Origin of the sequence: Sphingobium limneticum (assembly GCF_008710165.1) — a bacterium.
Taxonomy (GTDB): domain Bacteria; phylum Pseudomonadota; class Alphaproteobacteria; order Sphingomonadales; family Sphingomonadaceae; genus Sphingobium; species Sphingobium limneticum.
Window position 1 is genome coordinate 125,983 of sequence record NZ_VYQA01000004.1, and the last position, 11,985, is coordinate 137,967.

The 11,985-nt window shown below is 64.9% G+C and carries 11 protein-coding genes; 9 read left to right on the forward strand and 2 right to left on the reverse strand.

Features of this window, described 5'->3' with window-relative positions:
* Positions 1-49 precede the first annotated feature (49 nt).
* A complete protein-coding gene (locus F4U95_RS07095; RefSeq protein WP_425505042.1) occupies positions 50-1,393 on the forward strand; it encodes a methyl-accepting chemotaxis protein in 1,344 nt (447 codons plus the stop codon).
* Between the two features lie 77 nt (positions 1,394-1,470).
* Positions 1,471-1,656: a hypothetical protein gene (locus F4U95_RS07100; RefSeq protein ID WP_120251562.1), complete on the forward strand. Its 186-nt coding sequence runs from the start codon at positions 1,471-1,473 to the stop codon at positions 1,654-1,656.
* A gap of 74 nt (positions 1,657-1,730) precedes the next feature.
* Here the strand turns inward: F4U95_RS07100 and greB are convergent, their stop codons facing one another.
* Entirely contained in the window at positions 1,731-2,216 is a 486-nt protein-coding gene (greB, locus tag F4U95_RS07105) for a transcription elongation factor GreB (RefSeq protein ID WP_150425138.1), read from the reverse strand.
* 129 nt (positions 2,217-2,345) lie between these two features.
* Positions 2,346-4,436, reverse strand: coding sequence for a lytic transglycosylase domain-containing protein (locus tag F4U95_RS07110; RefSeq protein ID WP_150425139.1), 2,091 nt, complete (start codon positions 4,434-4,436; stop codon positions 2,346-2,348).
* Between the two features lie 99 nt (positions 4,437-4,535).
* Here F4U95_RS07110 and dapA point away from each other — a divergent pair, with 99 nt between their 5' ends.
* The 7 genes from dapA (at position 4,536) to F4U95_RS07145 (ending at position 11,902) form a co-directional block, all read left to right on the forward strand.
* A complete protein-coding gene (gene dapA / locus F4U95_RS07115) occupies positions 4,536-5,414 on the forward strand; it encodes a 4-hydroxy-tetrahydrodipicolinate synthase (RefSeq protein ID WP_120251565.1) in 879 nt (292 codons plus the stop codon).
* A 61-nt stretch (positions 5,415-5,475) separates the two neighbouring features.
* Complete coding sequence (smpB, locus tag F4U95_RS07120; protein ID WP_056686679.1) at positions 5,476-5,958, forward strand: SsrA-binding protein SmpB; 483 nt, start codon at positions 5,476-5,478, stop codon at positions 5,956-5,958.
* Positions 5,959-5,961: 3 nt separating this feature from the next.
* On the forward strand, positions 5,962-6,555 hold the full coding sequence (locus tag F4U95_RS07125) for a DUF2062 domain-containing protein (RefSeq protein ID WP_120251566.1): 594 nt from the start codon (positions 5,962-5,964) through the stop codon (positions 6,553-6,555).
* Between the two features lie 37 nt (positions 6,556-6,592).
* Positions 6,593-9,001 carry a hybrid sensor histidine kinase/response regulator gene (locus F4U95_RS07130; RefSeq protein ID WP_425505043.1) on the forward strand — a complete coding sequence of 803 codons (2,409 nt, stop codon included), beginning with the start codon at positions 6,593-6,595 and terminating at the stop codon, positions 8,999-9,001.
* Between the two features lie 85 nt (positions 9,002-9,086).
* Positions 9,087-9,443, forward strand: coding sequence for a response regulator (locus F4U95_RS07135; protein WP_120251567.1), 357 nt, complete (start codon positions 9,087-9,089; stop codon positions 9,441-9,443).
* Positions 9,444-9,566: 123 nt separating this feature from the next.
* A complete protein-coding gene (recA, locus tag F4U95_RS07140; protein ID WP_120251568.1) occupies positions 9,567-10,640 on the forward strand; it encodes a recombinase RecA in 1,074 nt (357 codons plus the stop codon).
* Between the two features lie 473 nt (positions 10,641-11,113).
* The gene (locus F4U95_RS07145) at positions 11,114-11,902 is read left to right on the forward strand and encodes a transglutaminase-like domain-containing protein (protein ID WP_120251569.1); all 789 of its coding nucleotides are present in this window, start codon (positions 11,114-11,116) and stop codon (positions 11,900-11,902) included.
* The last annotated feature ends 83 nt before the right edge of the window (positions 11,903-11,985 follow it).

Genomic DNA, 11,985 nt, shown 5'->3' on the forward strand with positions numbered 1-11,985 from the left:
CATCAAAATCTAACGCCGCATTTACCATTTTGGGTCTAATCGGGCGATCATGTTGGTCGCCCCCATAATATCGGACGCTATGCCGTCCTTGCCAGATCCGCCCCGATCCGGTCTGCCGGCCTCTGGCCTGCCCTTGGCCGAGCGCAGCCCGGTCATTCGACTGGGCCGACCGCTCAGCGAAGCGGTGGACTGGTTCCAGCGCGATTCGGGGTTGCGCCTGCTGCCGGTGCTGGACATGGCCGATCGCCCGGTCGGCGCCATCTATGAGCGCGACATGCGCCGCATCCTGTTCAACCCGTTCGGCCATGCGCTGCTGCGCAATCCCAGTTTCGGCGGCCGCCTGGACGATCATGTCCGCCCTTGCGCCTGTGTCGATCGGGCCGAGAGTGTCGAGGGCCTGGTGGATCTGTTCGCGGCGCAGGGCACCGGCTGCGAAGGGCTGATCGTCACCGACGGCGGCCGTTATGCCGGTGTGCTGGGTGGCCAGCTATTGCTGCGGCTTGCGGCCGAGCGCGATGCGCGCGTGGCGCTGGAGCGGGCCGTGCGGGTCGAACAGATCACCCATGAAAGCGCGTCCTTCCGGCATGATATCGCGACGATGATCGCCGACATGGCGGCCATGGCGGAGCGCTTGTCGGCGCTGGCGGGGCAAGCCGCCGAGCGGGCGGCCGGCGATGGCGCGGATTCGGCCGCGATGGCGGTCGCGGCGGCGCAGACGGCCGAGCGGCTGGGGGAACTGGCGGCCGGCGGCATCGAACTGGGTCAGCTGTTCCGGGCGATGGAGGCCGAAGCGGAGGCCGCCGGCGCCGCCATTGCGGAGGCCGCGGCGCGCAGCCGATCCGGCGTCGAGCGCAGCGCCGCGCTGCGGACGGAGGCCGACGGCATCGGCGAAGTCATCGCCCTGATCGACAGCATCGCCAAAGCCACGACCATGCTGGCGCTCAATGCCGGGATAGAGGCGGCCCGCGCCGGGGAAGCGGGGCAGGGCTTTGCCGTGGTCGCGCGCGAAGTGAAGTCGCTCGCCCAACAGACGCGCGACGCTGCGGCGGGCATATCCGGGCGTATCGACCATATTCGCGCCGCGATCGGCGAAGTGGCGGCCAGCCACGCGCATATGGATGCCACCATGGCCCGTGCCGACCGGCTGTCGGCGGCAGTGTTCGAAGCGGTCGCGCGTCAGAGCGCCTTCAGCCGCACCATGGGTCAAAGCGTGGCGGAAGCCGGCGCCTCCAGCGCCCATATCCGCACCGGCGCACGCCAGATCAGCGACAATGCGCAGGCCACGGCGCAGGCGGCGCGGGGCATGCGCGACGTGGCGGACACATTGGCGCGTGAGGCGCATCGGCTGGAGCAGCGCGCCGGCGGCTTCATCGCGGCGATTCGCGCGGCCTGAGCCCCCTTGGCTAATATCGCGCTGGCATCGCCGTGATAAAGCGTTAGGCTGTCCTTCCATAAAAAGGAGAGGACGCCATGCTCGTGATGTTCGTCGGTACCGATCGCACCCAGACCGCGATCAACCCCGCGCAGGTCACCTTCGTCACCCAGGTCAGCGACGGCACCCGCATCCGCTTCGGCGAGGGGCGCAGCGTGACCGTCACCGAACCGATCGACGCCGTGCTCGACAGCCTCAATCAGGCGCTCCGCCCGCACGAATGAAGGACGGCCGTGTTCCTGTAGTCGCAGGAACACGCGCTTTCCCCGATTGTCATGGCTGGTCGATGGGGTGTGTTTCACGCCGGATAGGCGATCGCCATCACCTCATATTCCTTTTCCCCCGCCGGCAATCGCACCCGGCGCAGGTCGCCCACGGCCGCGCCGCGCAAGGCCCGTGCGATCGGCGATCCCCATCCGATCCGCCCGGCATCCACATCCGTCTCGTCATTGCCCACGATCGTCACGGTGCGGTGATTATCATCCTCGTCGGCGATGGTGATGGTCGCGCCGAAATAGACCCGGTCCTTGTCCGGCTGCTGGCGCGCATCGACGACCTTGGCGTCCTTCATCTTCTTCGACAGGCGCTTCAACTGAAAATCGATCTCCCGCATCCGCTTGCGGCCGTAGAGATAATCGCCATTCTCGCTGCGATCGCCGTTGCCCGCCGCCCAACTCACCACCTCGACGATCGCCGGCCGCTCGACGCCTAGCAGATGGTCATATTCGGCCCGCAGCTTCGCGAAACCTTCGGGGGAGATATAATTGGGATAGGGGGTGGTCATTTCGCTGCCTTAATGGCCATTCCCATCTGCGTCATCCCGGGCCTGACCCGGGATCCCGCTTTCTTTCTTCATTACGAGCAAGAGAAGCGGGATCCCGGATCAAGTCCGGGATGACGATGTACGTATGAATCAGCCCGGCGTCTGCTTGCCCAGATAGCGGCTCAGCACGGCGCTCGTCCCCCGGAACTTCGCCCGCTCCGGGTTCATCGCTTCATAGACCACCGCATTTTCCAGCACGCGCTGCACATAGTTGCGCGTTTCGAAAATCGGGATCTGCTCGATCCAGCGCAGCATGTCGGCGCCGGGCATGCGCGGGTCGCCATTGGCGCGGACCCATTTGTTCACATTGCCCGGCCCGGCATTATAGGCCGCCACCGCCAGCGGGTAGCTGCCGCCATAATAGTCCAGCATCCGCTGAAAATAGCCCGATCCCAGCATGATGTTATAGCTGGGTTCGTTGAGCGATCCGGGATTGTAGCTCATGCCGAGCTTTCCCGCCTGTTCGCGCGCGGTGCCGGGCATCAGCTGCATCAGGCCGCGGGCGCCGGCATGGGACACGATCTGCCGGTCGAACTGGCTTTCCTGCCGGGCGATGGCATGGACCATGGTCCAATTATATTGCGCCTCCGACGGGACAGGCACGCGCGGAAAAGCCGCCTCGCCATAGCCGGTCAGGCCGCTCGACACGGCGCGGCGGCCCACCATCACGCCCATGTCGGGGCGGCCGATCTTCTGCGCCAGCTCGGCGGCCAGATAATGGTCGACGTCGCTGTCGGCATTATTGGCGATCGCGCGGGCGAATTTGCTCTGGTCTTCCCAATAGCCCATCTGGCCCAGCGCCCGGACCGCGCGCACGACCGTGCGATTGTCGAAGGCGGCGCGTTCGGCCGCCGATATCGGCACCGGCCGCTCGACCGTGGCGGGGGCGGGGATCGGTCGGCCCAGCCGCTCCAGCGCCAGCTGCCCGTAAAACTGGTCGGGATAGACGCCGGCCTGACTGAAATAGCTGTTGGCGCTGGCCTGATCGCCGGCCTGCAACGCGGCGCGACCGGCCCAATAATAGCCCTTCGACCGGGTCTGGGGCGATTTGGCGGCGTCGGCATAGCGGCGGAACATGATGACCGCATCGGTCGGCCGGTTGAGATTGTAGAAGGCGGTGCTGCCCGCCAGCCAGGCCAGACTGGTATAATCGTCGCGCACACCGATCGGCTGGATGCTGACATCGGTGCCGGGCGGGATCGCATCGTCGATCTTGCTGGCGATGCCATAGGCAAAGCTCCACTGGCTGTCATTGGCGGCGGCGCGCGCCTGCCCCAGCAGAAGCTCGTAGAATTTCTCGGCATTGGACGGGCGGTAGGTCACGCTGCCCCGGTTCGCCAGATATTGCCGCGCCGCGACCCAGTTACCGGTATCGCGCAGCCATGCCGCCTTGTCGGCGATATAGCCCGCATCGCTGGCGCCGATCCCCTCGGCCGCCTGCATCAGCGACGCGGCATCGGGCGACTGGCGGCGGAAGGCGATCCGCGCCTGGAACGCGGCCCGTCGCGCCGGGCTGACATAGGCGATCATCCGCGCCGCGCCATTGCTGTCATTGGCCCATAGCAGCGCATCGGCGCGCTGGTCATGATCGGCCGGTGTCAGGCTGGACCCGAACAGCGACAATAGCCGCGCCTCGTCCGTCACGCTCAGTGATCCGCCGATCCAGGCATTCCGCGCGGCGACCCGCGCCTCGTCCATACGCCCCAGCTGCATCAGCGCCACTGCGTTGCGGGCATGGCCGGTCGCGGTGCGCGCCGGGAAGCGCGCGAAGAAGCCCGCCACCTGATTGGGATCGAAACTGTCGGGATTGATGCCCGTTTCCGCCAGCCGCCGCATCCGGTCCTCGCCCGGCCAGCCGGGATTGGCGACGATGAAGCTGGCATAGGTGGAAAAGCCCAGGCCATCGCTCTGCTGAAGCGCACGCCATGTGTTGATCGTGCCGGTGACGCTGCTGTCCTGCGCCACGCCGATTCGGCTCTGCGCCTGCTGCCAGGGGCTGGGCTGGCTGTCTTGGGCGGGCAACTGCTGCACCACGGGGCCGCTGGTCGCGGGATATTCCGGCGGAATGCGCTGAACCGTTTCGGTTTGCGCGCCGGCACCGGCGGTCATCAGCAATAAGGCGATAATAGGCATGCGGATCAGGTAACTTTCGACAATCGGGGGCGTGCGCATGCTGGACATAATCGCAATTGCATCCTTATCAGGCCCTGAATGACGCGCTATAGCGCGCGGCTCGACCGATCATGCCCCGGCTGCCCGGAGATTTGAAGGAGTTTAATCATGTTTTCGGGCTCGATTCCGGCTCTGGTGACCCCGTTTCGCGACGGACGGGTGGATGAGGCGGCGTTTCGCGCGCTGGTCGACTGGCAGATAGAGGAAGGATCGAGCGCGCTCGTCCCCTGCGGCACGACCGGCGAAAGCGCCACCATGACGGTGGAGGAGCATAACCGGGTCATCGCCATCTGCGTCGATCAGGCCGCCGGCCGCGTCCCCGTGATCGCCGGCTGCGGCTCCAACGACACGCGGATCGCGCTCGAACATATGTATGCGGCGCAGGGTGCCGGCGCGAACGCCGCGCTGGTCGTCGCGCCCTATTATAACAAGCCCAATCAGGACGGCGTGTACCAGCATTTCGCGTACCTCGCCGAACGCTGCGACCTGCCCATCGTCCTCTATAATGTGCCCGGCCGCACCATCACCGACATCGGCGTGCCGGTCATGTATCGCCTGGCGGAGGAATATCAGTCGATCGTCGGGATCAAGGATGCGACCGGCAATCTGGGCCGCGTCACGGCTCAGCGTCTGGCCTGTGGTCCCGACTTCTGCCAGCTGTCTGGCAATGACGAAACCGCGCTGGGCTTCAACGCCATGGGTGGACGCGGCTGCATCAGCGTCACCGCCAATGTCGCGCCGCGCCTGTGCGCCGAATTCCAGGCAGCCTGCGCCGCGCATGATTGGGATGGCGCATTGGCGTTGCAGGATCGTCTCTATCCCCTGCACGATGCGCTGTTCAGCGATTCGTCGCCCGGCCCGGTCAAATATGCGCTGACCCGCGTTCGCGCCGACATGCCCAGCGACGTGCGCCTGCCGATCACCTGGCCGTCCGAATCGAGCCGTTCGGCGGTCGATCGCGCACTGGAAATCGCCGGCCTCGTGTAAAGTCGGGGCCGATGGCCCATATGATGTGGCCCCATAGAGTGAAATGAGTAGTTAGACAGTCATGGCCCGCCCCCGTCCCGCAACCTTCGACAAGAAGAAGATCGTCGCCGAAAACCGGCGCGCGCGTTTCGATTATTTCATCGAAGACGTGTTCGAAGCGGGCATCGCCCTGCAAGGTACGGAGGTGAAGGCCCTGCGCGGTGGTGAGGGCAATATCGCCGAAAGCTATGCCGAGGTGAAGGGCAATCAGGTGTTTCTGGTGAACAGCAACATCCCCGAATATAGCCACGGCAACCGCGAAAATCACGAACCCAAGCGCCCCCGCAAGCTGTTGCTGCATGAGCGGGAGATCGAGAAGATGCACAGCGCCGTCTCGCGCAAGGGCATGACGCTGGTGCCGCTGATGATCTATTTCAACAGCACCGGCCGGGCCAAGATCGAGCTGGCGCTGGCCAAGGGCAAGCAGACCCACGACAAGCGCGAGACGATCAAGGATCGCGATTGGAAACGGGATCAGCAACGCATCATGCGGGACAAGGGCTGATCCATGGATAATCGGCTCACCCGCTGGTGGCATGCCAATGCCCCGACCCGCGAATCGCTGGAAAAGAGCCGTATCCTTGCCCCCGTCGCCCATCGCGTCCTCGAACCCTCGCTCTGGCGCTTCACCCGCCGTTCGGTGCCGCGCGGCGTGGCGCTGGGCCTGTTCGTCGGCATCTTCCTGCTGATCCCCGGCATCCAGATCGCCGGTGCCGCGCTGCTCGCGCTGCCCGTCCGCGCCAATATCCCGGTCGCCGCCGCGATGACCTTCCTTTCCAACCCGGCGACCACCCCGCTCATCCTGATGGCGTCGGTGTGGCTGGGCAACTGGATGCTCGGCCGCAGCGCCGATGCGTCGGGCTTCATGGCGCTGGTCGATGGCCATGCCTCGGTCAGCCAATGGACCACATGGCTGCTCTCCGAAGCCGCACCGGCCATGCTGATCGGCCTCTTCCTCATCTCGCTCGCCAGCGCCGCGATCGGCTATGTCATCGCCGACTGGTTCTGGCGCCGCCGCATGGGCCGGAAATGGCAGGCGCGCAAATTGAGGATTGGCAAGGTCCATAAAAGCGGCGCATTGGAGAAAGTGACGGGCGCCTGACGCCTGCATATTCCGGTACCAAAGCAGGACATTGGGTTTGAAAAGAGGTGAAGAGGCCTGGCTGAACCAGCCGCGCTCGCGCTTGGCGTTGCCGCTGTTGATCTTGGCCGCCCTGGCGTCTGCCGCCCTCATCCTCTACGCCGTGGGCAGCTGGCCGCTGGCCGCCGGTTTCGGCGCGACCATCCTGACCGCCGCTGCGCTGCTGACCTGGTATCAGCATCTCTATCCGCCCCAGATATCCGACCGCGAAGCCACGCCCGACTGGACCGTAGCCCGCGCCGCTGCCGATGCGTCCAGCATGGCGATCGCCGTCACCGACCGGGCCGGCCGGCTGGTCTGCGCCAGCGACCTGTTCGGCGAATGGTTTCCCGGCTATCCGACCCCGCCGGCCATCACCACGGACGAAGCACTGGCCGACACGCTGGCGAAAGCCGCCCGCGCCGCCTGGCGCGATGGGGAGGCCAGGCATGAGGGCATGGCGCAGGGTGCGCTGCGCCTAGACATCGACATCGCCCGCACCGGCCGGTCGGAAGATTATCTGCTCTGGCGCTTCACCCCAGTGCGTCAGCCCAGCGCGCTGGACGACGTCAATCGCTTCCTGACCGGGGAGGCTGGCCGTCAGCTGGGCGAAGCGGGCATCATGGCGGTGATGATCGGCGGGGAAGGGCGCATCCGCGCCGCCAATGGCGCCTTCCTGCTGCGCGCCGCTGGTCGCATCGACGCCAATATCAGTGGCCGGGATTTCGCCGCCCATATGCGGGTGGATGACAAGGGCCGCCTGTTTTTGGCGCGCGAAGAACAGGGCGGCCTGCCGCTGCGCCTGCTCCAGGTGCCGCTGAAGCGCGCCGCCCAGCCCAATGGCGCGCAGGCCTCGATGCAGGACGGCCCGATGCTCCTGTTGCTGATCGACGAGCCTTCGGGCGGCGGCGGCACATCGGCGCTTTCCTATATAGAAACCCTGCTGTCGCTGTTGCCCTTCGGCCTCGCCATGGCGGATCGCGACGGCCGCGTCCTCTTCCTCAACAACGCCTTTGCCCGCGTCGCCGGCCTGCGCGATGGCGAGAAGCCGAGCTATCCCGGCGACCTCGTCGTGCGGGAGGATCAGGCGGCGGTGGCCGACGCGGTGCGTCGCTTTGCCGTCGGCCCGCAAATGTCGGGCGACATCGCGGTGCGTATGCGCGACAATCCCGACGATCCGATCGCGCTCAGCCTGGCCGGCGTGCGCGGCCTCGGCGAAGCGGCGGTCCTGCTCAGCCTCAAGGACAATAGCGAGGAGAGCAATCTCAAGCGGCAGGTGGCGCAGGCGACCAAGATGCAGGCGATCGGCCAGCTGGCCGGCGGCGTCGCGCATGACTTCAACAATATCCTGACCGCGATCATCGGCCATTGCGACCTGATGCTGATGCGCCACACGCCCGGCGACAGCGATTATGACGATATTCAGCAGGTCAAATCGAACAGCAATCGCGCCGCCGGCCTCACCCGCCAGCTGCTCGCCTTCTCGCGGCAGCAGACGTTGCGCCCGCAAATCCTGCAACTGCCCGACATCGTCGCTGACGTCTCCACGCTCCTGAAGCGCCTGCTGGGCGAAAATGTGAAGCTGGACGTCACCCATGGCCGCAATCTGGGCGCGATCCGCGCCGATCCGGGCCAGTTGGAACAGGTGGTCGTCAATCTGGCGGTCAACGCCCGCGACGCCATGCCCGAAGGCGGCACCGTCAATATCCAGACCTATGCCGTCCCCGCCATCAAGGTGCGGGAAATGCGCCAGCAGATCCTGCCGGCCGCCGATTATACCGCGCTGCGCGTGTCCGACACCGGCCTCGGCATTCCGCCGGACATATTGGCGAAGATCTTCGAACCTTTCTTCACCACCAAGGAATTGGGCAAGGGCACCGGCCTTGGCCTCTCCACCGTCTATGGCATCGTGAAACAGTCGGGTGGCTATATCTTCGCCGAATCCGAACTGGGTCGCGGCGCCAGCTTCGTCATCTATCTGCCGGTCCATAGCGGCGCCGACCTAGAACAGGCCGTCGTGCCCAAGCCATCCGCGCCCCGCGCCGAAACCTGGGGCACCGGCACCGTGCTGCTGGTGGAGGATGAGGATATGGTCCGCGCCGTCGCCGAACGCGCGCTGACCCGACAAGGCTATAAGGTGCTGACCGCCAATGACGGCGAGCAGGGGCTGGAGGTTTTGAACGGCGCGGAGAAGATCGACCTACTGATCTCTGACGTCGTCATGCCCAATATGGATGGCCCCGCCATGGTGGCCCAGGCCCGCCGCGCCTATCCCGACCTGCCGGTGCTGTTCATGTCCGGCTATGCGGAGGAACAGCTGCGCAAGTCGATCGACATCGCCAATGTCGCCTTCCTGCCCAAGCCCTTCTCCGTCAACCAACTGGCCGAAGCCGCCCGCGACGCATTGGCGACCCGGCCGGCCGAATAGCTCTGCGCTGGATCAAGGTGAATATGCTGGGCAATGCCGCCGCGATGCGGTAGCGATTCCGCTGCATCAATGTGGGATAAGCAGCATGTCGGACGCCAAGAGCATATTGATCGTCGAGGATGAGGCGATGATCGGCATGATGCTGGAGGATTATCTCGACGCGCTGGGCTATCGCCTGCATGGCCTTGCCGCCTCTGTCGACGAAGCCTGTGCGCTGGCGCGCGAAGGCGGCTTCGACGCGGCGCTGGTCGACTGTAATTTGCAGGGCGAAAAAAGCTGGCCCGTGGCCGATATATTGGCGCAAGCGAACATCCCCTTCATCTTCGCCACTGGTGGCATGGCCGACGATCTGCCGTCCACCCATGCCGACCGGCCGACACTGGCCAAACCCTTCACCATAGGCGCCGTCGAACGCGCGCTGGGCAAGGTTCTGGGCGGCTAGAAACAGGATCACGGGAACAGGATAGGAAATTTCCGTTCCCCTCTTGTTCTTGTAGAACAAACAGGATACATCATCGTCCAGGCACACGGAACCTCTGCGTTCCGCTTGACAGAGGACTGGCCGATGACTGCACTGCTCTCACTCATCGATTCCAAGAAGACGGGAAACATGGACAGACAGAAAGCATTGGACGCGGCGCTCGCGCAGATCGACCGCGCCTTCGGCAAAGGCTCGGCGATGAAGCTTGGCAGCCGGGAGAAGCTGGAGATTGAAGCCATCTCCACCGGCTCCCTCGGCCTCGACATCGCGCTCGGCATCGGTGGCCTGCCCAAGGGGCGGATCATCGAAATCTACGGCCCGGAAAGCTCCGGCAAGACGACGCTGGCGCTGCATGCCATCGCCGAAGCGCAAAAGGGCGGCGGCACCGCTGCCTTTGTCGACGCGGAACATGCGCTTGACCCCGGCTATGCCAAGAAGCTGGGCGTGGACATCGACGAATTGATCGTGTCGCAGCCGGATACCGGCGAACAGGCGCTGGAAATCGTCGATACGCTGGTTCGCTCCAACGCCATCGACATCCTCGTGATCGATTCGGTCGCGGCGCTGGTGCCGCGCGCGGAAATCGAAGGCGAAATGGGCGACAGCCATGTCGGTCTTCAGGCCCGTCTGATGTCTCAGGCGCTGCGCAAGCTGACCGGCTCGATCTCGCGCTCCAAGTGCATGGTGATCTTCATCAACCAGGTGCGCATGAAGATCGGCGTGATGTACGGTAATCCCGAAACCACGACCGGCGGCAACGCGCTCAAATTCTATGCTTCCGTCCGCCTCGACATCCGTCGCACCGGCCAGATCAAGGATCGCGACGATATCGTCGGCAACGCGACCCGCGTGAAGGTGGTGAAGAACAAGGTCGCTCCGCCCTTCAAGCAAGTCGAATTCGACATCATGTATGGCGAAGGCATTTCCAAGATCGGCGAAATGCTCGACCTTGGCGTCAAGGCCGGGATCGTTGAAAAGTCGGGCGCCTGGTTCTCCTATGACTCGGTCCGCATCGGACAGGGTCGGGAAAATGCGAAAACGTATCTCAAGGAACATCCCGAACTGGCGGACAAGCTGGAACAGGCGATCCGCGGCAAGACCGAGGAAGTCGCCGAAGGCATGATGACCGGACCCGATGCGGAGGATGATGGCGAATAAGCCCTGAGGGTGCGCCCGGCCGGATCAGCCGGATCGCCCCACATGGCCCCCGCCCGCCTTGCGCATCACGCACCGAAAAGGCCCGCCGCGTCTCCCACGCAGCGGGCCTTTTACCGTCGGGGAAATCGCCATGACGCTGCGCCTTCGTGAAGCGTTCCCCGGCGCAGGCCGGGGTCCAGTGTTGGACATTTGTTGGTAATCCTGTGGCTTCTGCCGGATGCGCCAGGCAGGCTGGATCCATAGCTTGGCTCGCATCGGATGATCGACTTTCCGATAGGATCGATACGACGCAACAAAATGTCCCGATATGCGGGACATGTGCGAAGTTAAGCCGCATCTATCCTATTCCCGGCCACTCCAGCGGAACTGTTCGGCACCCCCGTTGTAATCTGTTCTGGCAATCCTTTTGCAGCCCCCCGATGCTGCCACTGGCGCGCTGATTCGGCCTGCCCCTCTCACATTGGAATCATCCCATGCGCGTCGCGATCGAAGCGATACTCGACTATCAATTTGCCGAACCTACCGACGTGCTTCTGGCCGTTGAGGCGGCGGCGGTGCCGGACCAACGTGTCATCACCCAATCGCACATCATCGACAATGCCGGCCCGCTGACCAACAAGGTCGGCGGCAGCGGCATCGGTCGTCGCACCTGGACCCGCACCGGCACGGGCCGCATGCTCAGCACCTACCGCGCCACGGTGGATATCGACCGTCCGCCGGTCGTCATCGCCAATCTTCCCAAAAGTTCGCTGCACAGCTTGCCGGAGGATGTCCTCCCCTTCATCTGGCCCAGCCGCTATTGCGAGGCCGACCGGTTCGGCAGCTTCGTCAGCGGCCATTTCGCCGATCTGGAGGGCGGTGCGCTGGTGCAGGCACTGGTCGACTGGGTCCATGACAATCTCGTCTATGTGCCGGGCAGCTCCAACATCACCACCACGGCCGCAGACACGTTCGTCGCGCAGCAGGGCGTGTGCCGCGATTATGCCCATCTGACCGCCGCGCTCATCCGGTCGCGCGACATCCCCGCCCGGCTGGTGTCGGTCTATGCGCTCGATCTCGATCCGCCGGACTTCCACGCCGTGGTCGAAGTCTGGCTCGACGGTGCCTGGCATCTGGTCGACGCCACTGGCCTCGCCCCGGTCGAAACCATGGTCCGCATCGCCGTCGGCCGCGACGCTACCGACATCGCCTTCATGACCATCTTCGGCGGCGCAACCATGAACGCCCAGTCGATCAGCGTCACGCGCGTCGCCGATAGCTGATCGACCGTCGGCGCAGGCATGCTTCTATCGTTCCCCGGCGCAGGCCGGGGTCCAGTTCAGAGGACAGGACTGGACCCGGGCCT